The 25351-nt window shown below is 48.9% G+C and carries 25 protein-coding genes; 12 read left to right on the top strand and 13 right to left on the bottom strand.

Annotated elements, in window-relative coordinates:
* Positions 1-203 precede the first annotated feature (203 nt).
* From SYN6312_RS07865 to SYN6312_RS07850, 4 genes are all read left to right on the top strand, one after another.
* The gene (locus tag SYN6312_RS07865; protein ID WP_015124333.1) at positions 204-440 is read left to right on the top strand and encodes a hypothetical protein; all 237 of its coding nucleotides are present in this window, start codon (positions 204-206) and stop codon (positions 438-440) included.
* Positions 430-714 carry a hypothetical protein gene (locus SYN6312_RS07860; RefSeq protein ID WP_083853507.1) on the top strand — a complete coding sequence of 95 codons (285 nt, stop codon included), beginning with the start codon at positions 430-432 and terminating at the stop codon, positions 712-714. The genes SYN6312_RS07865 and SYN6312_RS07860 overlap by 11 nt, the downstream gene beginning before the upstream one ends.
* Positions 665-2539, top strand: coding sequence for a mechanosensitive ion channel family protein (locus SYN6312_RS07855; protein ID WP_015124332.1), 1875 nt, complete (start codon positions 665-667; stop codon positions 2537-2539). Before SYN6312_RS07860 ends, SYN6312_RS07855 begins: the two co-directional genes overlap by 50 nt.
* A gap of 66 nt (positions 2540-2605) precedes the next feature.
* The gene (locus tag SYN6312_RS07850; protein ID WP_015124331.1) at positions 2606-3805 is read left to right on the top strand and encodes an S-layer homology domain-containing protein; all 1200 of its coding nucleotides are present in this window, start codon (positions 2606-2608) and stop codon (positions 3803-3805) included.
* A 207-nt stretch (positions 3806-4012) separates the two neighbouring features.
* On the opposite strand, the gene SYN6312_RS07845 is transcribed toward SYN6312_RS07850, so the two are convergent.
* The 4 genes from SYN6312_RS07845 to SYN6312_RS07830 all read right to left on the bottom strand — a co-directional run bounded on the left by SYN6312_RS07845 (position 4013) and on the right by SYN6312_RS07830 (position 8861).
* Positions 4013-4660, bottom strand: a complete 648-nt coding sequence (locus tag SYN6312_RS07845) for a DUF3386 domain-containing protein (RefSeq protein WP_015124330.1) — start codon at positions 4658-4660, stop codon at positions 4013-4015.
* A gap of 71 nt (positions 4661-4731) precedes the next feature.
* The gene (locus SYN6312_RS07840; RefSeq protein ID WP_172636041.1) at positions 4732-6276 is read right to left on the bottom strand and encodes an alpha/beta hydrolase; all 1545 of its coding nucleotides are present in this window, start codon (positions 6274-6276) and stop codon (positions 4732-4734) included.
* 120 nt (positions 6277-6396) lie between these two features.
* Positions 6397-7224, bottom strand: coding sequence for a purine-nucleoside phosphorylase (locus SYN6312_RS07835; protein ID WP_015124328.1), 828 nt, complete (start codon positions 7222-7224; stop codon positions 6397-6399).
* A gap of 209 nt (positions 7225-7433) precedes the next feature.
* Positions 7434-8861, bottom strand: a complete 1428-nt coding sequence (locus SYN6312_RS07830) for an S-layer homology domain-containing protein (RefSeq protein ID WP_015124327.1) — start codon at positions 8859-8861, stop codon at positions 7434-7436.
* Between the two features lie 1102 nt (positions 8862-9963).
* Here SYN6312_RS07830 and SYN6312_RS07825 point away from each other — a divergent pair.
* The 4 genes from SYN6312_RS07825 to fosX all read left to right on the top strand — a co-directional run bounded on the left by SYN6312_RS07825 (position 9964) and on the right by fosX (position 13772).
* Positions 9964-12168: a phosphoketolase gene (locus SYN6312_RS07825; RefSeq protein WP_015124326.1), complete on the top strand. Its 2205-nt coding sequence runs from the start codon at positions 9964-9966 to the stop codon at positions 12166-12168.
* A 160-nt stretch (positions 12169-12328) separates the two neighbouring features.
* Complete coding sequence (locus SYN6312_RS20960; protein WP_015124325.1) at positions 12329-12688, top strand: helix-turn-helix transcriptional regulator; 360 nt, start codon at positions 12329-12331, stop codon at positions 12686-12688.
* A complete protein-coding gene (gene arsH / locus SYN6312_RS07820) occupies positions 12678-13334 on the top strand; it encodes an arsenical resistance protein ArsH (protein WP_015124324.1) in 657 nt (218 codons plus the stop codon). The genes SYN6312_RS20960 and arsH overlap by 11 nt, the downstream gene beginning before the upstream one ends.
* A gap of 30 nt (positions 13335-13364) precedes the next feature.
* Entirely contained in the window at positions 13365-13772 is a 408-nt protein-coding gene (gene fosX / locus SYN6312_RS07815) for a FosX/FosE/FosI family fosfomycin resistance hydrolase (RefSeq protein WP_015124323.1), read from the top strand.
* Positions 13773-14320: 548 nt separating this feature from the next.
* Here fosX and SYN6312_RS07810 read toward each other — a convergent pair.
* On the bottom strand, positions 14321-14695 hold the full coding sequence (locus SYN6312_RS07810; RefSeq protein WP_015124322.1) for a type II toxin-antitoxin system PemK/MazF family toxin: 375 nt from the start codon (positions 14693-14695) through the stop codon (positions 14321-14323).
* Positions 14688-14912 carry a hypothetical protein gene (locus tag SYN6312_RS07805; protein WP_015124321.1) on the bottom strand — a complete coding sequence of 75 codons (225 nt, stop codon included), beginning with the start codon at positions 14910-14912 and terminating at the stop codon, positions 14688-14690. The genes SYN6312_RS07810 and SYN6312_RS07805 overlap by 8 nt, the downstream gene beginning before the upstream one ends.
* A 159-nt stretch (positions 14913-15071) precedes the next feature.
* On the opposite strand from SYN6312_RS07805, the gene SYN6312_RS07800 reads away from it, so the two are divergent.
* On the top strand, positions 15072-15287 hold the full coding sequence (locus SYN6312_RS07800; RefSeq protein ID WP_015124320.1) for a hypothetical protein: 216 nt from the start codon (positions 15072-15074) through the stop codon (positions 15285-15287).
* On the opposite strand, the gene cbiT is transcribed toward SYN6312_RS07800, so the two are convergent.
* Entirely contained in the window at positions 15279-15881 is a 603-nt protein-coding gene (gene cbiT, locus SYN6312_RS07795) for a precorrin-6Y C5,15-methyltransferase subunit CbiT (protein WP_015124319.1), read from the bottom strand. The two genes, SYN6312_RS07800 and cbiT, sit on opposite strands and share 9 nt — an antisense overlap.
* A gap of 142 nt (positions 15882-16023) precedes the next feature.
* Positions 16024-16884 (bottom strand): ion transporter, encoded by an 861-nt coding sequence (locus SYN6312_RS07790; protein WP_015124318.1) that lies wholly within the window; start codon positions 16882-16884, stop codon positions 16024-16026.
* A 174-nt stretch (positions 16885-17058) separates the two neighbouring features.
* Here SYN6312_RS07790 and SYN6312_RS18270 point away from each other — a divergent pair, with 174 nt between their 5' ends.
* The gene (locus SYN6312_RS18270) at positions 17059-18231 is read left to right on the top strand and encodes a SpoIID/LytB domain-containing protein (protein WP_015124317.1); all 1173 of its coding nucleotides are present in this window, start codon (positions 17059-17061) and stop codon (positions 18229-18231) included.
* Between the two features lie 23 nt (positions 18232-18254).
* On the opposite strand, the gene SYN6312_RS07780 is transcribed toward SYN6312_RS18270, so the two are convergent.
* From SYN6312_RS07780 to SYN6312_RS07770, 3 genes are all read right to left on the bottom strand, one after another.
* Entirely contained in the window at positions 18255-20069 is a 1815-nt protein-coding gene (locus SYN6312_RS07780; protein WP_015124316.1) for an ABC transporter ATP-binding protein, read from the bottom strand.
* A gap of 23 nt (positions 20070-20092) precedes the next feature.
* Positions 20093-20518 (bottom strand): NfeD family protein, encoded by a 426-nt coding sequence (locus SYN6312_RS07775; RefSeq protein ID WP_041430717.1) that lies wholly within the window; start codon positions 20516-20518, stop codon positions 20093-20095.
* A gap of 69 nt (positions 20519-20587) precedes the next feature.
* Positions 20588-21700, bottom strand: coding sequence for a histidinol-phosphate transaminase (locus tag SYN6312_RS07770; protein ID WP_015124314.1), 1113 nt, complete (start codon positions 21698-21700; stop codon positions 20588-20590).
* A gap of 277 nt (positions 21701-21977) precedes the next feature.
* Between SYN6312_RS07770 and SYN6312_RS07765 the strand changes: the two genes are divergently transcribed.
* Together SYN6312_RS07765 and rsmD are read left to right on the top strand one after the other, a co-directional pair.
* Positions 21978-22610: a class I SAM-dependent methyltransferase gene (locus SYN6312_RS07765; protein WP_015124313.1), complete on the top strand. Its 633-nt coding sequence runs from the start codon at positions 21978-21980 to the stop codon at positions 22608-22610.
* Positions 22611-22630: 20 nt separating this feature from the next.
* The gene (rsmD, locus tag SYN6312_RS07760; protein ID WP_015124312.1) at positions 22631-23206 is read left to right on the top strand and encodes a 16S rRNA (guanine(966)-N(2))-methyltransferase RsmD; all 576 of its coding nucleotides are present in this window, start codon (positions 22631-22633) and stop codon (positions 23204-23206) included.
* Here the strand turns inward: rsmD and feoB are convergent.
* Both feoB and SYN6312_RS07750 read right to left on the bottom strand, forming a co-directional pair.
* On the bottom strand, positions 23181-25022 hold the full coding sequence (gene feoB, locus SYN6312_RS07755) for a ferrous iron transport protein B (RefSeq protein WP_015124311.1): 1842 nt from the start codon (positions 25020-25022) through the stop codon (positions 23181-23183). The two genes, rsmD and feoB, sit on opposite strands and share 26 nt — an antisense overlap.
* A complete protein-coding gene (locus SYN6312_RS07750) occupies positions 25019-25267 on the bottom strand; it encodes a FeoA family protein (protein WP_015124310.1) in 249 nt (82 codons plus the stop codon). Before SYN6312_RS07750 ends, feoB begins: the two co-directional genes overlap by 4 nt.
* Positions 25268-25351 lie beyond the last annotated feature (84 nt).

Here is a 25351-nt window from a genome sequence, read left to right as displayed (position 1 = left end):
GAAATAATTGCCGTTAATTTGTCGATCCGGGAGCTGCGAAGACTCAAAGATGAGTTTGGTGGTCGGCGGTGGCGCAAATTGAAAGGCATCGGACTTGTGCAATTTCCCAACGGTGCGATTCGCCAGGCCGAGCTACACTGGTATGAGGCACACGGGGTGGGTCGACGCAAAATGAAAGTAAAGCGTATCCTCGAGTGAAAATCATGGAAACAGCAGAATTAACCATTCAATTTGCTATCTGTATCGCAACCGATGAAGATGCAGATATCGAGGCCTGGAAGATTTACCGAGTCCTACCTGATCCCAAAGCTCTAGAGGTGGGCTGTTTACGAGTCATTGATGAGTCTGGGGAAGATTACCTGTATCCTCAAAGTAATTTTGTCATCATGGAATTACCGACAGACATCCGAGAGCGGCTTCTGGCAACCATTGAACAGTGAGAATTGCTCCCCCCAGGCCCTGAGTTTGTTGCGTCACATGGCCGAACAATGTTTAGATGGCCGAGTCAAGCGAGTGGCGGATGAAGGGGTGACTAAAGTTCAAAAAGCCATTGGCAACACCCAGGCCCTGAAAACCGTGCAAGATGACCTGGCAGACCTGAAGAAACAAAATCAAAAACTCCTCAGCCGCCTGGAACAATTGGAAGCCCAAACCAAAGCAAACCATGACTCAGACACATCGGAAAAACTGGAATCAGACGAGACTTCTTCTTAGGTTCGGGATTCCTGGCTGGGGGAAATTTCTTCTGCTTCTCACCCTGAGTTTTTTGCTGGTTGTGGGGCTGGAACTACCGAGTTGGGGCCAGTTTACGATGCCAGGCCTGGGGAATAACAACACCAATAATCCACCCTCAAATGTGATACGCAGTGGGGATATTGAAATCGCCCGGGTCATGTTAGATGGGAGTCCTTTATTTTTTGTGACTGCACCAACCGTCCTAGATCGGGACAATCCAGGGGATCAAATGCCTGTGGAAATACGCGCCGAGTTGATCGAATTTAGTTTGCAGCGCGTCCTGACGAGTAATGAAATCGGAACTCCCAACCCTAACCTGATCTTTACCACCCTCGATCCGAAGAAAATCTTGGTCGGAGTCGCCACGCTGAATAAAGAAACCGTTATTTCTGTCCGCACCAACGAGCTCCAAAATCCCCAAAAAATTCTCACCGTTACCGCCACAGATTCGCTCTTTTATGGAATGCCGATTGCTGACTTAGCCGAGGATTGGCGCGGTCGGATTCAAACAGCACTGCGCCAAGCTGCCCATGATCGCTCTCCTCAGGCATTGACCAATTATTTTCAAAAGTCTTTTCACGCCCTGCTGATTCTTCTGGCTCTGAGTGTGGGGTTATTTTGGCTGAAACGTTATCTAAAAGGGCGACTGAAACATCTGAAAGAACAATTCGAGTTCGTCCAAGCAGGGTCAACCCCAGAGCCAGATCATCAAAGCATTAGCTCAGTAACCAACCCCTTAAAAGTTCCGACCCAAAGCTCAAATGCCATTAATCGTTGGCTCAGTCAGCAGCTCAGTTCTCCAAAACTATATTTGTTGGATAAACGGATTAAAATTACCGCTCTAGGGCTGTTTATTTTGACCTGGGGGCAAGTGGCGATCTGGCTGATTGGCGGGGTTTATATCTTTAACTTGTTCCCCTGGACGCGCTATTTTGCCTGGCGATTCCTTGGCTTGCCCATTTCTTGGCTGGTGATTTGGTTTGTGAGTGGCCTGGTGAATTCCTTAGGAGACCTGGCCCTTAAACGCCTTGGACAGATTTGGCACAACTACCCCAAAGGTGATACAGATATTCAACGCAGTGCTTTGCGAATTGGGACGACCTTAACTGTACTTGGGGACTTAAAAACCACGATTGTCTATGGGGTTGCCCTGGGCCTGGTGATCGGCAGTTTGGGAATTCCGGTAGGTTCAGTGATTGCGATCGGAGGTCTCCTGGCCTTTGCTCTATCTCTGGGGGCCCAAAGCCTGGTGCGAGATTTGATTAACGGGGCATTTATTATCTGGGAAGATCAGTTTGGCATTGGTGATGTGGTCGTGATTGGTGATGTGAGTGGGGCCGTGGAAAACATGAATCTGCGGATTACCCAACTTCGGAATGGGGAGGGGCGATTGATTACCATTCCCAACAGCGCCATTTCGGTTGTCGAAAATCTGACTCGAACTTGGTCAAGGGTAGATTTTACGATTGATATAGACTCTCAAACCCCTGCCCATCAGGCCCTAGATTGCCTCAAACAGGTCACGACTGAACTGTACACAGATCCGGCCTGGCATGAAAAAATTCTTGAACCACCGGAAGTCTTGGGCATTGAACAATTGACCCACAGTGGCTTAAGTATTCGCATCTGGATTAAGACCAAACCTGGACAACAGTGGGCGGTGGGGCGAGAGTTACGGCAGCGGGTTCAGAGGACAATGTTAAAGGCCGGACTGGAGATTGGCCGACCCCAACAAACGCTGATTAATCCGCAAAATGGCAAAATAAATGGGCTATCTCATCAGCAGGCCAATGATCCAAGTTAGGCAAGTCTGGGCATACTGTCCTAGGTCTAGGGATTTCCCATTCTAAATTCTGAGTAGTAACCACCGATGTCTTTTCCTTTATCTCGATGGATTTTTCTGAAAATTACCCCCATTTTGGTCTTAACTAGTTTGGCCGGATGCGCCGGAAACCAGGCCTGGGAACAAGCTTTTTCCGCAGATCCCAATGCCCAAACCTGGAATGAAGCCAGTCCTGCCCCCCTCACACTTCCCTCCGAATTGCAGTTTCCCCAGGCCAGCCTGATCAAAACTCTTCCCCTCGAAAATGGACAAAGTGAAACTCACTGGCAAGCTAGTCAACCTCCGCTGGCCATTCAAGGCTTTTATCAGCAACAACTCGCCCAACTGGGCTGGCAACTGCAACCACCCCAAACAGTCGGTACTCAGGTTATTCTCCAGGCCCAAAAAGACACTAAACAACTCCGGCTCACCCTGAATTCCCCCACTAACAACGGGACAGAATTCACGATTCAATTTGGCCCTGGACAGCCTGCCCCCAATCCGACTAATTCACCTACCATCCCCGCTCCCACACCCCAGCCCAGCCCAGCCGATCTCCCGCCCCAATCCTTTACCGACTTAGCCCAAGCCCCCGCTACCTTGCAACCCGCCCTCCAGAATTTAGCCGAACTTGGAGTCATCACGGGCAGTCCCCAAAATCCCCAACAATTTGCCCCCAACCAGCCAATTTCACGGGGAACCTACGCGCGCTGGTTAGTCACGGCCCACAATCGCTTTTATGCAGATCGCCCCGCCCGCCAAATTCGCCTGGGCAGTCCCAATGATAAACCCCTCTTTAATGATGTCCCGAAAACCAACCCGGACTTTCCCTACATTCAAGCCCTGGCCGCCGCTGGATATTTACCCAGTCCCTTAACAGGCAGTGTCACGCCCCTTTTCCGCCCCAGTGCCCCCTTGACCCGAGAAACTCTTCTCCAGTGGAAAGTCCCCCTAGATGTTCAGCGAAACCTAACCACCACTGCCATTGATCGAATCGAACAAACCTGGGGATTCAAAGACAGCAATCGAATTACCCCGGAAGCCTTAAGTGCCACCGCTGCTGATTTTCAAAATGGAGATTTATCTAACATTCGCCGCATTTTTGGGGCAACCCTGCTGCTGCAACCCCAAAAACCGGTGACGCGGGCCGAAGCCGCCGCCTCTCTCTGGTATATGGGCAACCAGGCCGGGGAGGGTCTTTCCGCTCAAGATATTCTTGGGAAAACCACTGCTCCATCTTCAAATTAGAGTTCTAGCCCAAGCCTAGTTTAAGCATCATCGTCATAGTCTAAAGGGTGACGACAATCTAGTCATTTTGCTTAGGAATAAAACACGAAAAACCCGAAAACCACTATGGCTGGTAGGTTTGCATGTCTCAGCTTTGGCAGAAATGACGATCACTCAGCAGTTGAGTAAACTTTTCTCCTAGGTTTAGGTCAGCCTAGAATCCTTGGTTTAGCTTTCTAACAGCTGCAAATTGCTGAGGGTGAGTTCAGTAGTGGTTGTCTGGCCTTGCTCTGAAACATGAACAACTTTTTTGGACAGTAGGAAATAGCCACCCACTTTCTCGTAGGTATCGAGGAATTCCACGTCCTGCAAAACTTGATTGCTTTGGGGCTGACGGAAAATGGCTTTGTAATGGGTTGAGATGTAGCCCTCGCCTGTATCTAAGGCTGCAAGGTGATCAATGGCAAAGGCCATTCCGCCCATGACCCGACTCACATAGACGACTTGGTTATTGCGAACCCGATAGTTAGACCCCATCGCATCCCCAGTGACTAAAATTTCTACAGAGCCTGTGGCATCCGTATCCCCAACCGTAAAGGTATTTTTCCCGTGGCTGGCCTGGAAGCTATTGCGCTTACGGTGGGTGACCACTTCTTGGAGGGGGCGTTGAATTTCTTTTTGAATCTCCTCAGACTCAATACCTGTCACCGTAACTTGAAAATTGGCTGTCACCGTTACCTGGCCATGATGACTGATATCCCCTTGACAAAGAGTGACATCAGCCGAAAATCCGGGAAAGTTTTCATCCCAGGTGTAACGATTTTCATAGGCAGCTTGAAAAAGGGCTTGGGCATCAAGGGCCTGGGTGGTCGGCATAGAAAACTAACTCCGCAGCGAAGCAATTATGTTTACTATAAATCATCTGCAAAAAAGATTTTTCCCTTCGGCTAGAGTCCTTGGACAAGGATCAGTGGGAGTTGGGGTTGGCTGATGGCCTGGGCATAGGTTGGGGTTAGGAATGGACGAAACTGGGCCTGGTTAGCAATGTGAGTTTCGGCAAAAGCAACACTGAGGGCATTCAGATAGCGCCGGGCTAGGGCTGGATCAGGGCCGAATAGGGCTGCGGGTAGAGGAATTGCCCCACCCCCTTGGCCACCCATCCCAGGATTGTAGTTATGGGTTCCCTTTTGGATGACAGTTAGGTATTTGGTTGGGGTTTGGAGCCAAGTAAAGGGTTCAATTTGTTCTAAAACAGCAGGGGTGACCACATCATCAGAGCCCGCTACCACCATCACTGGAATCGCAATTTGCTGAAGACTGGCCTGGCCGAGAAGAATGCGTTGAATCGGGTTTAGGGCAATGACCCCTTTGATCCGCTCATCTCGGAGATTGATGGCTTCGGGCCTTAGGGCCATGGCACTACATTGGATAGGAACTGCGATGCTCAAAGCTCCTAGCTCTTGCTGACAGTCCTGTTTAATCTGCTCCCAGTTTAGGTTTGCCCCCGCCAACGACAATACGGTTTGCCCACCAATGGAGTGACCAATTGCCCCGGCCTGGTTGGGATTGATTTTGCCTTGGAAACGCGGATCGGTCTGGCTGAGGCGGGTCAGTTCATCCAGCACAGCCGTAATATCGCGGGGGCGTTCGATAAATTCTTCAGGGCGGATAAACTGTTTTTCCAGGCCGGTTAAAAAAGCGAGGCGTTGCTGGGCGTTACTACCGGGATGTTCGGGGAGAGCCACCGCCAGGCCATAGGATGCGAGATGTTTGGCCAGTTCTAGGAAGTCATTGCGATCAGACCCCAGGCCATGGGAAATGATCATCATCGGCGCCGGCCTGGAAACAGCGGGGAGAAAAACTGTGACTGGAAACTGTCGTTGTCGCTTGGTATCCATGACGGTAATCGTCTGTTCTTGCCAGGTCACTGGGCCCACTTGGCGCAAATCCGGGAGTTTCTGAAAGTCTATGGGGCCAATGGCTTTAATTTCCGCCGCTGCTCGAGCTTCCAGGCCAGTCATAGCGGTGGTGGTGGTTTCCATCAAATGCCCAAACAAACGGAACTGGGCCAAAACACGCTCAGAATTAACGTTGATACAACAGCCAGGCACAAGTCTAAGAATATTGAGAATGCTTAACCCCTCCGGATCCTGAGCCGCTAAGATAAAGGCCGAGCGCAACCCATAAAACCCGTTTTGATTCGCCCCACTGCGTAAATCTTCCCCTACTGATTTCAGGACTGTTTCCCCCAGCTTAGAGTAGAGAAATTGGGAGACGGCAAAGGCAGGAACATTGATCCGGGCCTGGAGAATTTGCCGTAACTCAGCCATTTGTGCGGGAGTGGCCCGTTGGGCGTAGCTGGCTAATTCCCCTTGGAGTTTTCCCGATTGGGCATAGACTTCTAAATCCTTAATCGTCAGGTTAAAACGCACACCACTGAAGGGAATGGAAAACCTTTCCGCAGCCAAACTTTGGGCGTAATCAGCACCCATACCCCCTAAGACCAAACTACCCAGGCCTAAGATTCGTCCCCATCGTGACATCTGTCTGCGAAGCGAAAGGTTATGCATTATGCCCACGCTGGCCAAGGGAGTCATTCAACCTAAGAAAAGTTAGGTTGCCATCTTTGCCAGAACTGTCCCTAAAAACAGACTAAAAGATTGCTGCATCGTTTGGCCAACCGTTAGAACTTCTTCATGATTCAGAGGGTGATTGGCGATACCTGCACCTAAGTTTGTAATGCAGGAGAGGGCAAGAACTCGCATTCCCATTTGCCGCGCCACAATCACTTCTGGAACCGTTGACATTCCCACTGCATCTGCCCCCAGGCCCCGAAGCATCCGAATTTCTGCAGGTGTTTCATAATTCGGCCCGGGTAAAGCCGCATATACTCCTCGATGACAAGTTAAGCCCAGAGCTTGAGCCGTGACCTGCGCTAAATCCTGCCATTGGCCATCATAGGCCCGCACCAAGTCCACAAACCGGGAGCCAAATTCCCCTCCACTCATGCCCCGCAACGGATTATCCACCAACAAATTGAGATGATCGGTAATAATCATCAAGTCTCCCGGCCGAAAATGGGTTTGAACGCCTCCAGCGGCATTGGTGGTAATTAAGCCCTTCGCGCCAAGAAGATGGGCCACCCGCAGGGGAAAGATTGTTTCGGCAAGAGAATAACCCTCGTAAAAATGAAATCTTCCTGAGAGGATCATTAGGGATTTATTTTCGTGCTTGGCTAAAATCAACTGATTACCATGACCGGGAACGGTGGCCTGGGGAAAGTGGGGAATGCTCCTATAGGGAAACATCCTTTCGATAGTGACACATTCGACTAAGCCTCCCCAACCTGACCCTAAAACTACCACTAAATCTGGTGCAAACGAACCCTGGGCCTGAATAAAATCAGCAGTGGCCTGGGCTTGGCTTTTGAGAGATGCCATGGTGACTGAATCAAAGAGTTTTCGAGAGTATGATAGGGGATTCGTTGCTACTTAATTTCGCCTTAATGTAATCACGCAAAATGCCTCCTCCTGGAATATCTAAGAGTAGGCAAAAATACAAAATCTTGATTGTTACTGGATAAACAGGTGAACCTGAATACCTCATCCAGAAATATCAGAACCACTGGCAGGATATGTTGATCTCGGCTCTAGTCCTCCCTAACCAGTAAACCAGAATGCAATGTCAGGGTTAGATCCCGCTGAGCATCAATCGCCACCACATCATCTGACACAGGTTTGACTATACCGTTGAGGTTGGAATTATCTGTTGATCCAGGCCCTAAGATCAACCGCTCGGGGTTGTAATTTCCCCCGGTAATGGCAGAGACTCCCATGGTAATCGCGGCATTGATTAGGTCATTGCGAGACACCGCTAGAGTCGGATTGTTCCCCTTGTTAGTGTTGACATAGTTGGGAACGGTGCCTGGCAAAATCTTCATCACGGCAATGGTTTGATTTCCAGCAAGATTATTCACAGCAGCGGCAACCGTTGAGCCAATCGCAGAGTTCCGCAGCACATTGATGATATTTGGATCACGCAGGCTGAGAGTTTTCCCCACCACTGACGATGTCGCTGAAAGCGGAATCCGTTGGTCATTTTTTAAGAGCAAGCCATCTGCAACAAAGCGAGAACCGCCCTGCACAGGCTGGATTTGTCCGTGAATCAGACTACCCCGAGGGATCGCGACCCGCCCCCACGAATCATTAATATTTGCTGTAGTAGCTAGATTAATCTCTACCGTTTCATTAGGAGCTAGGAGAATCAGGGGAGCGTCTAGATAACGAACTGGAATCTGAGTGCCGACAGCAACATTTGCCGGTGCTTGAGACAAGGAGGGGCGGACAGGGGCCGGAACAGGCGTTGGCGTAGGGGCCTGGGGGGGAGCTAAAGCTACATACTGAGTGGGAACAAACGCTTGCGTTCCTGTTTTTGTCGCCTGACAAAGGAAGTTAGCAATATCCACTCGACTGGCCAGTTGAGTCGGTTGCAAGTTCCGCACATTCGGGTAATTAACCACCAACTGCCGCTCCGTTGCCGCTGCAATTGCCGAACGAGCATATTCGGGAATAACATTTGCATCATTAAAGTTTTCGAGCGTAACATCCACACTACTCGTTGGAATATAGTTTAAGCCACTGGCTAAAGCCACCAAGGCCTGGACACGGGGAATATTTTCATTTGGACGGAAGTAGTTTCCAGGGTAGCCGCTGAGGAAACCGGTTCGTGAAGAATTTTGAATACCTTGATAGGCCCAAAAGTTTGACTGAACATCACTAAACTGACTGGCAGACCGATCTATGGGCGCGGTAGGAAAGGCTTTGCTTAACATGGCAGCAAACTCCGCCCGAGTGACAGCAGCATTGGGGCGAAATGTCCCATCAGGATAACCACTAATAATGTTGCGCCGGACAAGGGACTCAATACAGGTTTGTCCCCAGATTCCCTGAATATCGCTAAATGAGGATTGAGCCTGAGCCTGAATTGGGAACAGAAAAGGAATGCTCAAGCTGAGACTGGGAATTCCCAGGCCAATAAATGTTCTAAGAGTCTGTTTCCAGGGTGAGTAACTATTCATCTAAATCTCCATTTTTAGCGAGTAAATCTAGTTTTTTGAATTAGCTAAAAATGTTATCAACCCTAATCTTTAATCGAAAATGTGGCAAATCTTTGTTGTGATTTGTGTCTATTCACAATTCAGGAAAGGGCGACTAATAGCTTCTTTTAGCTGAAGTTTACGGCGATTTCGCTCTCGATATCTATATCATAATCGGATTTAAGATACTCAGTGTATTCACTACTTTGAATAAATTAGGATTTTTTCTTATCTTCTTTCAAGTCAATTTTATTTATGTATAAGCAGTCGTCTATTATGGTTGACTTCGTGTTGAATATGTCCCAATTAAACTGGACAATAACAAATCCAAGATTTATCCCAAAAAACACAAAACTTAATCAAATTTTGGTTGAATGAGTCGAGGGACTGGAGAAAGCGGGGAATTGCTAGATAGAGAAACTCGGCTTGAAATATAGGGTTACCCAATTATGACTAGATAGAAGCAAGTTCAAACGCGTCTAACGGGCCAGATTTACAAGATTTTTATGAGTCAAAATAGTCTGCATAACACAATAACTAGGGATTCCAGTTTCCCCCAATCAGATCTTCAAATAAAAGCCAAATCCGAATAGACAGATTATGAAAGACTTCAAGAAATAAAGGGATAGGTATTACACTGACTGAACGGGAGATTATCTGCTTATATTTGCCCCTGATATAACAACTAGATATGAATTACATCAATAGGTTAAATTGTATTGCGAAATTTATCACAATTGAATCAATTTCGATGCTTTGTTAGTTTTGCTGGCAAGATCAGGAAGTCAAAATTAAGATAATATCCTAATAAAATGAGGTTTGCTGAGTGATATCCATTTACAAATGTAGTAAAGTCTGTCAAAATAAAACTTCTGCGGTGGCTAAAACTAAAGCTAACAAGTTAATACTAACTTAGGCCTAATTTTAACTGGGTGTTGCATTACATTCTTGGTTATGAATAACAAAAAGTAAGACCTCGACTCTATAGCAATCAGATAAAAGTTCTATCTTAGATAACGTGGGCAATGTAACTAAACCGTGTAGGATCTAAGGTTAGTGTTAATTGCTTCTGCCGAGGGGTTTCATGGCTGCTGTTTTATCTTCCCCAACTCCACCAGACTTTTGCCAAGGGGTTCAATATTTTGGTCAGGATTGGCCAGACTGGGAAACTCACGGCACGACCCCGATCATCTCTGCGGATTCTCAATATATTCTTGATCCTCAGGATCCCACCGCCGCCTATCAAACCCTGCTCTATGCCGAGGCCCTGCGCTATCTGATGCTGCAAATGACGGCCAGTAAAGCTTCTGGACACCCCGGTGGATTTGCCAGCCAGGCCGAGGCCTATGCCGCGTTGGTGATGCTCGGTCACAAAAATATCATTACGGAAGTGGGGCATCACGCTCCTGGATTTTACTCGGCCATGTTTCTGGATCGGTCTCTGGAAGCGATGGGGATTAACACGGTTGAGGATTTACGGGGCCGTTTTCGGGAAAAACACGGCCTGTTAGGGCATTTATCCGGCTATATTCCGGGAATTTTGGCTCCAGCCGGCCCCCTCGGTCAAGGACAGCACTTTGCCATGTCAGCGGCCTGGTTACATCGGGATACGCTCTTTCCCTTCACGGTCGGTGACGGTGGCCTGGGTGAACCCTATGTCATGAGTAGCATTGCCCACTTTAATACGGCCTTTCCCACGGTGACGAACTTCTTGCCGGTCTTGGTTTGGAACGGGTTTAGTCAAGAACATCACAGTATGGTCTCCCTCAAATCCAACCAGGAGATGATTGCCTATTGGCAGGGGAATGGCTTCAAAAATGTTGTTCTCGTGGATGCTAAGGACTTTGATGACCAGGCCCAGGCCGGGGCTTATGTGGACAGTACAATTTTTTCCTTCAAACAACGGTTAGCCTTCAGCCAAGCGGTGCTTCAGGGTGTGGATCAAGCGGCGAAATCTGCTCTCAGTGGGGAATTAACGGTCTTTATTATTAAGCAACTCAAAGGGGCCGGAGTTCATGCCAAAGGGGCCAAATCCCATAACCTCTATGGCCATCACACCCTGGAAAATCCTGATATTATTGCGGCTCTGGAAAAACGGGCCTTATCACCGGGGGCCTGGGAATTAGTGCGGACAAATTGTGAACGGGCTGGGGGTGGGCCGGCGGCTAAGGTTGCGGTGACAGAATCCATATTAGATTTACCTGACTTGGGAAAATTACCCTTAGAAGCCTATGGCCTGGGTGAAGCCAAAGTTGCTACGACTGCCATGGGTCGGTTAGTTGCGGATGTCGGACAAAAGGATCGCCGTTACCTTGTCACCAATGCCGATGGGAATGAAGCCTCTGGGATTGCCAATATTAACCAGGCCCTGAAAATTATCCATCCCACGACTGATGATCTCTACAACCAGGCCCCGGATGGTCAAGTCTATGAACCCCTGAGCGAAGATGCCTGTGCTGGATTGGCCGCCGGATTAGCGTTGATGGGCAGCCGCAGTTTGTGGTGTTCCTATGAATCCTTTGCGATCAATGGTTTACCGATTTGGCAGACTGTCACCCAGGCCATGGCCGAGCTGCGCCGCCCGACACCTTCGACAATTACGCTGTATACCGCCGGAGCCTTAGAACAGGGCCGCAATGGCTGGACACATCAACGCCCGGAAATTGAAGCCTATTATGCGGCGATGATGCGAAATGGCAATGTGTTTCCGCTGTTTCCCCCCGATGCCAATAGTGTTCAAGTCTGTTATCGCTGGGCCTTGGGAACCTTCAATAAAGGGATTTCGATTATTGCCAGCAAAACCCCGTTACCGATCCGCACCACGTTTGAGCAAACGGAATACGCCTTAGACCATGGCGCGGTGACGTTACAGGACTCTGGCTCGGGCAAAACAATTGTCCTGGCCGCATTGGGCGATCTCATTCTTATTCCCGTCCTAGAAGCGGCCCAACAGTTAGAATCCCAAGGCTATCGGGTGCGAGTGGTTTCGGTGATCAATCCCCGGCGGTTGTATCGGCCTTCAGACGTGGCCTGGGAAACTTGTTCTGAACCCGATGGCGGTTTTGCTTCCGATGCTGTCTTTAACGAACTTTTCGGTGGCGATGCCTTGATTGGAATTACCGGCGGGCCTGGGGCGATGTTAGAACCTTTATTACTGCGGTCAAAGTTGAATCGAGATATCCTGGCCTGGCAACGGGGAGAAACCACAGCAAGTGCTGGGGAGCTTTTAGGGTTCAATGGCTTAACGGCTGAGAAGATTTCGAGTCGGGCAGTCTCACTTTTGGGTTAGGGGCCTTGACTAACGACTATAAATGAGAATGTTACCGTTCAATTGAGCCGGTTCAAAGTTAGTTCTTCCAACGCTATGCTCCTGATCCACGCAAAGGCTATCAGTACTTTATTTTGAGCGATTTACTTGCATAATTTTGCAATTGTGATATTATGCAGTTATGCAATCAGAAACCATTATTGAAGCACTTTTAGCTCTTGCTCAAGAAACACGGCTTTCTACTTACCGTTTGCTTGTCCGTGCGGGTCCTTCGGGGCTACCTGCGGGAGAAATTGCTTCGGCTTTGAGTGTAAACCCTTCTACTATGTCTCGGCATCTTGCACAGCTAGAACGAGCTAATCTAATCCGCTCTTGGCGTATTCAACGGCAAGTATTCTATGCGATCAACTGGGATGGGACGAGTCATCTTCTAAGATTTCTAACTGAGGATTGCTGTAAGGCAGATCCATTAGTTTGGTGTAGTGATAAATCTAAAGACTGCATAAATGAACAGAACATAGGAGAAATCAATGAGCTTTGATCACAAACCTAGAATTCTTGTTCTCTATGGTTCTTTACGAGAACGCTCCTACAGTCGGTTATTGGCTGAGGAAGCTGCCAGAATTATTGAAGAATTCGGTGCGGAAGTCCGTTTTTTTCATCCACATGATTTGCCCCTACATGCAAGTGTTCCAGATACTCATCCTAAAGTTCAGGAACTAAGAGAACTCGTTAATTGGTCGGAAGGACAGGTCTGGTCAAGCCCAGAGATGCACGGAAATGTTAGTGGATTACTCAAACATCAAATTGATTGGATTCCACTCAGTATTGGCGCAGTGCGACCTACGCAAGGGAAAACCTTAGCAGTGATGCAAGTGTGTGGCGGCTCACAATCCTACAACACCGTCAATACGCTACGAGTGTTAGGGCGATGGATGCGAATGTTCACGATTCCAAATCAGTCTTCTGTGCCAAAAGCCTATCAAGAATTCAATGAAGATGGGACGATGAAAGACTCACTATACCGCGATCGCGTCGTCGATGTGATGGAAGAACTTTACAAGTTCACTCTGCTGTTACGCAACAAAGTTAATTACCTAACTGATCGATATAGTGAACGTAAAGAAGAAGCTGAAAAACAAGCAAGAGAAATTGTTAGTCAATCCATTGGTTCATCATCTAGCTAATGAACTTACTTGAAAGTACAGGAGGCTCTCATGATTGAAGGAATTAGCCACATCACCTTTATCGTCCGTGATCTTGAACAGATGGCAACATTTCTAACGCACATTTTTGATGCGAAGGAAATTTACGCAAGTGGCGACAAAACATTCTCTTTGTCACGGGAAAAGTTCTTCCTTATCAATCATTTATGGATTGCAATTATGGAAGGTGAGCCGCTTCCCAGTAGAAGTTACAATCATGTTGCTTTCAAGATTAGGGAAAAAGACTTCGAGCAATATGCTGAACGAATAAGGAGTCTTGGGGTAGAAGTCCGTAGCGATCGCTCTCGTGTAGAAGGAGAAGGTCAATCTCTCTACTTCTACGATTACGACAATCATCTTTTTGAACTCCACACTGGAACACTTGAAGAGCGTCTAGAGCGATATTCACAATCGTTATAGATGGCAAAAACTAATGAAATCTTGACTACCTACCTATTAATTCACACTACGCCCTAAAAACTATGTATTAGGCTAAAAGTCTCCGTCTAAAATAACTATAGCAATCATACTTGAGTCAAGAATGATTCAAGGCCTTAACTCCAGTAAAATTAACATCCCAATTTCCAAAGTCCATAAGGATTGCTATATCAAGGTGTCTAGACTGAATCTTAGGTCTTTATCTAATTACCATATAGGAATATAAATGTAAAAACTGAAGATTTAAACTACGGCCTGGTTTTGAACTACCCCAATCTTATTTGTGAGTATTCTGATTTCATGACAGGACTTAATCGTGCTCAAATTTTAAGTGAAGTGCCAAAGTCAATAATTAAACAGTGTGAACACCTGGCCTGGGTGGGTGTCAGAAGAACACTTGATCGTGTTAATTCGAGGCCATTTTAACTCCAATATTCGACCTTTATGGCTGGGCTTAATCGTGCTCGAATTTTAAGTAAATTACCAAGATCAATATTTAAACAGTGTGAAGGCCTGGCCTGGATTTAGAGCTATACGCTCTTGAATGCTGAGCTAAAGCCAAGTTCAATGCAGACTGCTTTCTCAATTTCATCCCAGTAGATATCTTCTAAAACCCCCTGTCTCCTCTTAATTCTCTGAGCATCCACAGCCCTCATTTGACTTAAGTTGACGTGTCGATCTCTGTCCAGGCCATTCTGAGCAGTTGGTGTAATATTCACAACAAAAGGATAAGTCTTTTTTCCGGGCAATAAGGGAGCAACTATAGTCGTAGTCCCACTTTGGTTACCAACATCATTTTGCAAAATCAGACAAGGCCACTCTTTATCCGTTTTATGACCCACAACGGGCTTCAGATCAACCCACCAAATCTCTCCTCGCTTGTAAGTTAGGATTCCGTTAGGCATTTAAACCGTCACCCACCGCACTATCCCAAACAAAAATTTCTTCTTGGAACTCTAGGTTACCGGACTGATCCTTATAAGCCTCTTCTAACTCCTTCATGAAAATCTTTTTCTTCTCTTGCAAAAGAACATGATTGATAAAGCTACTCCGATTGCTGGCTAAATGATCAACAAACTCCAGAACTTCATCATCCAATGTTATGCTTACTTTTTTGCTCATAGCTGAAACCACCTGCGCATAAATTGGTAGGATTATATTCTCATACTAGCTAATCCTATATTGGATTGTCCATGATGGTATCCTGAAGCACTTGGTAAGTAGGTTTGATCCTTTAACGGCTGAGAAAACTACCCAGCGGGCAATCTTTTTTGGGGATTCATGGCCTGGTTAACCATTGACGAGTTTCGCTGGCATCATCATATTCCGGGTATTCCAGAAGATTTAAACTATGGCCTGGTTTTGAATTACACCAAGATTATTTGCGAATATTTTACCTTCGGTGAATTGAAGACGCTGAATAGTTTTAGAGAGTTTGCGGGTATCAAACCGTCATCAATCCCAAGCAAAATTAGCAGGGTTATGGGCTTAGCTTAACTTTTCGCCACTCAGGATAAAAATCGGTTCTACTGCTGCAAAAATCTGATGCCCACCGCGGGTTTCGAGACGATTAATCACCGACTGGACAACTTCAATGCTCCGGGCTTGGACGGTGGCAAGGGCTTCTGAGAGGGCATATAAATTTTCGAGACTGCTGGCAGTGGCGACAATTCGACCACCAGGGGCTAAAAATTCCCAGGCCTGTTCCAAAATAATCTTCATCGGCCGTCCCCCTTCCAAACAAACCCGATCTGGAGTGGGGCTTAAGGAGGCGAGGCAGGCCGGGGCTTCATCCACAACAATTTCGACATTCTGCAAATCAAACTGATCACAATTGCGGCGAATTAACCCAGCCACTTCTTCATCTCGCTCGACTGCGACAATTTGCCCTTGAGGAGATAACAACCCCGCCTCGACTGGAATGGTTCCTGTCCCCGCCCCAATATCCCAAAGCACCGAATTGGCCTGGAGTCGTAAATGGGCCAGCACCAACAACCGCGTTTCCCGATGGGTCAAGGGAATTCCCGGCAAGCGTTCAAAATAAGCATCTGGAATCCCCGGTGTAACATAGGGCCAATTGCGGGCAGCCATCACAGGTTTCTGCTCCCATCAGGCATGGTTGTTTTAGAAAAACAATGTTGAATCGGTGTCAAAATCAAATCTATGGCCTATGAACCCTTTATTGCCTAGCTCCTCTCCAATCCTACATGGGGAACATCCGATCCTTTCTGCTTTACTCTAATCTATGGTGAGCATTTGTGTTTTCTGGGTTTGTCCCCAGGCCAGGCTCGGTTTTAGCTAAGGGGATGGGCAAGGGTGCACCACAATGTTTACAGCAACGGGCATCGAGATCATGGGCGGCCAACCCACAGGTAGAACAAACCACCATCCGTTGATTAGCACTTTTGATCAGTTGCCGAATGAAATCTCCCACTTGCCAGGGAATTAAAGCAATGCCCGTAAAAATCATCAAGACGGTTAACAGGCGGCCCACTTCCGAAATTGGCGTAATATCCCCAAATCCGACCGTGGTCATGGTCACAACTGCATAGTAGAACGCATCCAAGAAGGTTTGGAAATTCTCGGAGTTTAAATCGTGCTCGGCCTGGTAAATTAAGCCGGAATAGACAAATAAAATGGCCAAGAGGGTCAGCAAAATCCGGGCAAAAATGACCGTGTCATTGGTGGTAAAGCGGCCAAACCAAGCGCGATTCTCAAAAAAGCGAAACAGCCGTAAAATCCGAAACCAGCGAAAGACGCGAATAAAACTAATATCAACCAGGCCAATAAAAAAGGGAACAATCGTGAGTAAATCAATCAGAGAATAAACACTGAAGAAATATTTCCATTTCCGTTCCGCAGCCCAAAGTCGGAGGAGATATTCAACGGCAAAGGTAATCAGAATCCCAACGTTAACCCGATCCAAAACGACGCGTAGTTCCGCGGGAATCGGATAGGTTTGAATCACAAAAATGGCAATTGAACACAAGACCAGGCCGGTGATGGAGAGATCAATCAGTACCTCATGCCCCTGCAACCATTGTTTGACGCGACTGGGATCAAATTTTGAACGGCGGGGTTGGGGCTGGTTCATGAATGAATGGGGGAAGTTAGGCCAAATCACCTAGGGAATGCTCGCTAAATTTTAGCCTGCTTGTTCGACCCCCTGCCTAGGCCTGGGAATCCCGATGGCTGCTTTTGTTGTTCCAACGGGTCGGGGGTGTTAGTCTCAAGGTTGGGTTTCGGTCACATTGAATACTAGAGCTTTATGCACCTACGCTTTCTGCCCAGCAACTTTCCTCTGAAAATCCCCCAACTCCCGGCCTGGTGGCAAGTTCGGTATGGTTTAGTGGGAGCGGGCCTGGGTTTGCCCATTTTAGGTGTTGTTGTTCTTCTTCCCCTCTGGCGTGCCCAGCCTGCATTAACTCCTCCTCTTTACCTAAGTCAAAATTATTTGAGTCCTGACACCTTAGGTTCCGTTGCTGCCCCCACTCCCTTAAAAAATTCTCCTCAGCACGTTCCCACTCCTTTTCTGGGGAAATCTACGCCAACGGGTAGTTCCAGTCTCTTCTTCCCCTCGCAAGATCTCCTCTCGGCCCGGCCAACCCCCGCCTTGACTCCTCAAACTCCAGCCACAATCGTTAATCCACCCGTAGCCAATAAAACCACGTCTTTTGCACCGGTAACTCCACCCAAGGCCTTAAATCCGGTCCCCCCTAGTCAAAGTCGGTCGCCTGAGGTCCGGGTGGCAGTGGTGGATAAGCAGGGGCAGGTGAGAATTGGGGTTTCGGCCAATGTCCAAATTACCGATGACCGGGGGCAAGCCTTAGGGACATTAGCCGCTAATCAAGCCGTGACACTCCAGGCCGGGGGACAGGGATTAACGGGGTGGGAAAAACCATTGCCAACTTCCATTTGGTTAACCCCAGGGGGGCAGGGCCTGGTCTATGTGGATGGGTACTGGTATCGGGGCAAAATGCGGATCATTAACCTCAATGGCACTATTACCGCGATCAATCAATTGGAATTAGAACAGTATTTAGTCGCCGTTGTCGGGGCAGAAGTCTATCCCAGTTGGCCAGTCCACACTCTCAAAGCCCAGGCCATTGCCGCTCGTTCCTATGCCCTGGCCCAAATGTTCCGCCCTGCCAGTCGTTATTTTGATTTAGGGAATACTGAACGCTGGCAAGTGTATCGAGGCATCAAAGATGAATGGAATACCACCCAGGCCGCTGTCCAAAATACCCGCGGGATCGTTCTAACCCACAGTGGCCGAGTCATGGTTTCAATGTACGCCGCTACCGATGATATTGTCCGAGATGTTTTTGGGGGGCGGGGCATGAGCCAAACGGGAGCCTATGAACTGGGGAAACAAGGCTATTCCTATTTACAAATTCTGGGCAATTACTATCCAGGTGCCAGCTTGTCGCAAATTCAATAGAACCTAAACCTCTCAACTTAAATTCACCCCTTAATCCCTGGAATAGCCGCAATTAACTGGCGAGTATAGTCACTTTGGGGTTGCTCATAGAGGCTAACGGCTGGGGCAATTTCTTCCACCTGGCCACGATACATCACCATAATTCGGTCGCTCATGAACTTCACCACACTCAAGTCATGGGAAATGAAAATATAGGTCAGATTAAACTCGGCCTGGAGTTCCTTGAGCAAATTTAAGACCTGGGCCTGCACCGAGACATCCAACGCCGAAACCGACTCATCACAGATAACTAACTCTGGTTGTAACGCCAAGGCCCGCGCAATACAGATGCGTTGCCGCTGACCGCCAGAAAACTCATGGGGATAGCGATTGGCCATCGTTGGTTCCAGGCCCACCCGTTCTAATAGGTAAGCTACACGACTCTGACGGAACGGTCTTGTCGATCTCGCAGAAGATTTTTGCTGAATATACAGGGGTTCGGCAATGCTGGCCCCAATGGTTAAGCGGGGATCTAGGGCACTGTAGGGATCTTGAAAAATAATTTGCAGCCGTTGCCGCCGTTGTTGCCCCCGCCAATGGGTGACATCCTGCCCCCGAAACATAATCTTGCCGGTACTCGGATTCACCAACCCCAATAAGGTGCGCGCCAAAGTTGTCTTACCACAGCCCGATTCCCCGACCAGGCCAAGGGTTTCTCCTGGATAGAGTTGAAAAGAAACATCATTCACGGCCTGGCAATAGCGTTTGGGTTGCCCCAGGAGAGCCGGCATGGGAAAAAAGACCCGTAAATTGGCCACTTCTAATAAGGGAGGTTGGGTCTGGAGGGCTTGGACTCGTTCCAGTTGGCTTGCTTCACTGATGATGGTTGCTGGATTGTTGAGATCACAGAGACGGGAAGAGTTGGCAGGATCTGGGGATAGAAAATCAGCAATGGTTGGTAAGGTGGCCAGGCGAATATCTAAACGGGGGCGACAGGCTAACAGGCCCTGGGTATAGGGATGCTGAGGGCGGGCGAATATCTCCTCCGTGGGGCCAGTTTCGACAATTTCCCCTTGATACATGACGGCAATTTCATCGGCTAAATCGGCGACAATCCCCAAATCATGGCTGACAAAAATCATTGACATCTGCCGTTGGTGACTGAGGTCTTTGAGAAGCTTGAGAATTGCGGCTTGAATGGTGACATCCAGGGCAGTGGTGGGTTCATCGGCAATGAGAATTTCTGGGTTAGCGGCTAATGCCATCGCAATCATGACCCGTTGAATTTGCCCCCCCGACAATTGGTGCGGATAGCGGTCTAAAAAAGTTTGTTTCTGGGCCTGAATGGCGGCTTGAATTTGGGCAGGCGATTCTCCGACAAACTGGGCCGCAAGCTCTTGATCTGTGGGAATTAATTGCACTTCTTGCAGGAGGGCGATGCTGGTGCGCTTGGCGGCGGCGGGACTAAGTTTTTTGTGCTGTCTAAGGACTTCTTGGAGTTGAAACCCACAGCTAAAGACCGGATTTAAGGAACTCATCGGCTCTTGAAAGACCATCCCCAAGGCCTGGCCGCGGTAGGTGGTTAGTTCCCTCGGTATGAGTTGTAAGAGGTTGACGGATTGGCCCCCTTGGGGATGAAACCAGGCCTGGCCAGCGGTAATTTTTCCAGGTGGTAACAATAACTGCATTAAGGCTAAACAAGTCACCGACTTACCGGAACCCGACTCCCCCACCAGGCCCAAGGTTTGCCCTCGCTTCAAACTCAAGTTGATGCCATTGACGACGGGTCGGGCCGGGGCGGGAAATTCAACCCGTAAACCAGCAACTTCGAGGACATATTCAGAGGGGGATAGGGGCATATTGAATTAATGAATAGGGGAGATTAGGTATATTGATCCAATTGTTTTTGGGGAATCACAATTAAGGTTGTCCCTTCCCGGCGCACCACATAAACCGCTTCATTTTCGGCAATTTCCAAATGGTGATCTTCACAACGGGCCTGCCAGGAATTCCCCTCATACAAGACCCGGCCGGTTTTCCCAGGGTTAATGACAGTCAAGGTTTGGGCTTCCATGGCTTCTTCTAAGCTCAGGGCTTTACGGTGGGGAAAAAATCGCCGGATCAGGTAGATCAAAAGGACGGACACCAGCAACCAGAGGACAATTTGCACCGCCGGATTGGGAATGAGGAGGGAGACAACGGCCATCAGTAAAGCACTCACCCCCAGCATCATTTCGACAAAGGCCGTGGGAATCAGGACTTCTAAGAAGCAGAGGATTAACCCCAGGCCAACCCACAACCAAAACATCGAGACAACCACAACAGTCCCTCTCGGTTCACGATGAGAATACCTTAGTTACAGTCTAGAAGAGTTGGTTTATGGGTTTTTTGCCCAGGCCTGGATCCGACTTAATACCCGCTCATTTTCGGCGGCTGTGCCAATGGTTAAGCGAATCCCATCACAGGTAAACCGAACCAAGCTCCCGGCCTGGCGCAGTATCTGGGCTAATTGTTGGGTGGTCGTCCGATCCTGGGCCTGGAAATAAATAAAATTCCCCTCACTGGGCCAAACCCGTAATTGGGCAATGGCTTGTAAGGCTTGGAACAGGTACTCTCGTTGTCTTAACAGGCCGGGGACTTCCCCTAACAAAGCGTCCTGCTCTGAAAGAACTAACTGGGCCGCTGCCAGAGAAGGGGCCGTCAGGTTATAGGGTAAGCGCAATTTTTCAAGGGCTAAAATCACCTCTGGATGCCCCAGGCCATACCCCACCCGAAATGCGGCCAACCGCCAAGCCTTAGAAAACGTCCGTAAAACGAGCCAGTTGGGATGATACGCCAGTTCTGCCGCCAAGGTCAGGCCACTAAATTCAAAGTAGGCTTCATCAATGACCACCAACACCGAATCGGGAATGGTTCTCAGCCAGGCCTGCTCGGCCCCTGTTAAGGCATTACCTGTGGGTGAGTTGGGGTGAACAACAAAGATAACTTGGATAGATGATTCTTTGAGGGCTTGATCGGCGGCGGCTAAATCCATCTCAAAGTGATCGGGATTGCGGCCAATGGAGGTCACACCAATCCCCAGGCCCCGGGCCAAAATGCCGTACATCGAAAAGGTGGGTTCGGCGACCAAGATTTTTCCCTGGCCTGGGCCGCAAGTAGCTAAGAGAATGGCCCGGATTAACTCATCGGAACCACAACCTAGAGAAACTTGATCAGGAGTTATGGGCTGGCCTGGGGGTGTGATCTGACTGTTGACATAGTGGGTAATGGCTGTTTTGAGGCGGACATGACTGCCATCGGGGTAACGGTTAGCCGGGATGGATTTCCATAAATTATCAACAAATTTCTGCTTTATATCCGGGGGCAAGTCGGCAGGAAATTCATTAGTGTCGAGAATATCCAGTGGCTCTGGCGGGAGATGATCACTATCAGCGTGGGGGGTGTAGGCCTGGAGTTGGTCAAGTTCGGGACGTAAAAAGGAAAACGGCATGGCCTGTGTCCGCTCTGATCAGGGGTATGAGTCCAGTCTAAGGCGAAATTCTCTCTGTTTCTGGATTAAAAGCCAACAAAAGCCCCCCTGGGTGGCGGCCTTCGCCAAAGTTTTTAGTTTTGGAAATCAGACCGTCTTGACCGGACATAAGCCTCGACCCATGATTTGATTGGGTAACAGAATGCTTCATAGGAGAATCTATAAATCTGCGCGCATTCTTTAATTTCAACGTAACATATACCCTTGTGGGCTTTAATTCCGGTGCTTGAGTGAACCTATGGCCACTATTCTGCGCGATTGGAGTTACCGCTATCCCTGGTTTTATGACACAGTTTCCCGTTTGGCCTCTGTGGCGGTGGGGGGAGAAACGCGCTTACGGCAACTGGCCTGGCAGGATTTAGACTTACTCGCAACCAGCCCAGTTTTAGATTTATGTTGCGCCCACGGGCCGGTGACAAAATTGCTCTGTCAAAGATTTGAAAATGTGACGGGTCTTGATGCCTCTCCCCAGGCCATTGCCCGGGCCCAACTTGCGGTTCCTCAGGCCCAGTTTGTGGAAAGTTTTGCCCAGAAAATGCCCTTTGCAGACCATCAATTTGGCTTAGTCCAGACCAGTTTGGCCCTCCATGAAATGACGGCAGCCACCTTAGGGGAAATCTTGACCGAGGTTTATCGGGTGTTGCAGCCAGGGGGAATCTTTGCTTTGGTTGATTTTCACCCGCCGAAGTTGCCGTTACTGTGGCCAGGCCTGGGCCTCTTTTTCTATCTCTTTGAAACCGACACGGCCTGGAGATTTATGGGTGAAGATTTAAGTCAACAACTGCGGGGCCTGGGTTTTGAAATTCAGAAATACCAGACTTATACTGGCGGGAGTTTACAAGTGATTCAGGCCCAAAAGCCAACCGCTTAATTTCGGATGGGAACTCCACAATGGCGATTCGGATTCAGGGACAACGGAAATTAGCCACCCCACCCGGCAATCAGACCCGCCCGACTACGGCCAAAGTTCGCCAAGCCCTGTTTAACATCTGGCAAAATTCAGTCTCAGGCTGTCGCTGGTTGGATCTGTGTGCAGGCAGTGGGGCGATGGGGGCTGAGGCCTTAGTCCGGGGAGCCAGTGTCGTGGTGGGGATCGAGCAAAATCCCCAAGCTTATCGGCTCATTCAGCACAATTGGCAATCCCTAGCCCAGGCCGAGCAGCAATTCCAAGTCATCCGCGCCGATGTGATCCAGGCCTTGCCCCAACTCCAGACTGCCCCCTTTGACCATATCTACTTTGATCCTCCCTACGACAGCAATCTCTATCAACCGGTCCTAAAACTGATTGCTGCATTAAACCTGCTCGCCCCGACCGGAGCAATGGCGGTGGAATGTCGGACTCATCAACTGCCGGAGTTAACTGGCCTGGGCCCGTATCGGCAAAAAGTCTATGGCAGCACGACGTTGATTATTGTTTCTAGTTTTAATGGCGAAATAGAACCTAAGCCCAATGGAGACCCAGAGTAACTTGATAGAAAATGAAACTCATCAGCCAAGCATACCCCAGGGAAAAGACGAGGGAAAAAAGGGTCAGGCCCCAGGATTTGGATTCACTTTTCAGAACAGCAACGGTCGTTAAACAGGGGGTATAGAGTAAACAGAAAATGCAAAAACTCAAGGCCTGGGGAACCGTCACAGATGCGGCAATGGCCTGGCTGACACCACTAGCATTCATGGCATAAATCACCGCAAGGGAACCCACGACAATTTCCTTGGCCACAAACCCAAAAATTAGAGCCAACGTGAGTTGGGGATCAATACCCACCGGAGCCATGATCGGAACCAGTAATTTGCCAATTTGCCCCCCAATCGTATCCAGGCCCGTTGCCCCTGGCGGTAAATTCGTAATCGTCCACACGCCCAAACAACCAAGGGTAATAAACCCCGAGGCCCGATAGAGAAATTCTCGAACTTCACCCCAGCCCCGCAAGAGGACGTGCTTTAAGGTGGGCAATCTGTAGGGGGGCAGTTCCAAAATAAAGGGTTCGTGGTTTTTTAATTGTTGGGACTGGCTAAAAATTGCTGCTGCCAAAAATGCCGCGACAAAACTCAGGACATACAAGCCAAACAGGGCAATGGCTCCCTTCGTTCCCGGTAACACAGCCGCCAAGATAAACACAAACACCTGTAGCCGGGCCGAGCAGAGGGAAAAGGGAATAATTAGCATCGTCAACCACCGCAGGGCCTGGGAGCGCATCACCCTTGTGCCCATCAAGGCCGGCACGTTACAGCCAAACCCCAACATCTGCATCACAAAGCCCCGTCCATCCAGGCCCAACCGGCCCATAAAGGCATCCATCAGGTAGGCTGCTCGCGATAAATAGCCACTATCCTCGATAGCCGCCATGACAAAAAAGAAAATCACGACCAAGGGCAAGAATGAAGCCACTGTGGCCAAGCCATTCCAGAGGCCATTGGTAATCAAGTCTTGGATCACTTGGGGGAGCGGATGAATCAGGGGTTGCAGCAGGGTTTGATTCAACCAGTCCGTGACCAGGCCCATCAGATCTTGGGAGGGGAGTCCCACTTGCCAAATGACCATGAACAAGCCAAACATGACCGTAAAAAAGAGGGGAATACCCAAAACTGGATGCAGGAAGAGTCGATCAAGGCTGGCGGTAACCGTTCGTCTGAGTTGACTGGGTAAAACGACGGCCTCGGCTAAAACGGTCGTCATGTCCTGGTTGAGGCTGCCGTTGTTTGTCAAACAGTCCTGGAGGTTGGCCACTTGATAGGCGGTTTCTTGTTCTCTGAGGGTGCAGGTTATTTCAGCCAGGGCCTGGGCGTATCCTTGACCATATTTGGCACTCAGGAGACAAACGGGCAGCCCCAGATTTCGAGCCAAGGTGGGGCCATGAATCTCAATCCCAAATCGTTTGGCTTCATCGGATAAATTTAACAGGACTATGGCCGGTAAACCGAGAGCCTTAACTTGGAGAGCCAGCCGCACCTGCCGATCAATTTGGGCCGCATTCAGGATAATCAGAATCAAATTAAGCGGAAATTCTGCCAGAAATCGCTGAACGACGGCCTCATCCTCACTAAAGCCATTCAGATCATAGATACCGGGGAGATCGACAAACTCGACCATTTCCTCCCCCAATGGGATCACGGCTTGGAGAAGATCAACGGTAATCCCTGGCCAATTCCCCACAAAGGCCCTTGCCCCGGTCATGCGGTTAAACAGAGTTGACTTTCCTGTATTGGGCATTCCGAGTAGGGCGATTCGTTTCGCGGCCTGGTGGGTTGGAACCGCAACTGCGCCAGAGTGACAGGTACTCATCGGGGAACCGAGGGAGCATTCAAGATAATCAAGGCTGCTTCATGGCGGCGAATCGCGACTTCTGTGGTTAAACCGACTCGAATATGGAGGGGGCCACCTAGGGCGGCTTTGCGTAAAACTTCCACTTTGCGCCCGTGCATGATCCCCAAGGCGGCTAAACGATCTGTGAAACCGGGCCCAAACACAGTGGCTTCGGTATGGCTGATGGTGGCAATTTCCCCGATAGGTAATTCCGACAGTGGCATTTTGTGCTCCTGGTGAGTTTCCGTCGCCGCAGATGAATCTTGCCTCAAGGCAAACCGCGACCGCCCTACAAAGATATGTTCGCA

Source organism: Synechococcus sp. PCC 6312, assembly GCF_000316685.1.
GTDB lineage: Bacteria > Cyanobacteriota > Cyanobacteriia > Thermosynechococcales > Thermosynechococcaceae > Pseudocalidococcus.
This window is presented reverse-complemented; position numbering and strand designations above follow the sequence as displayed.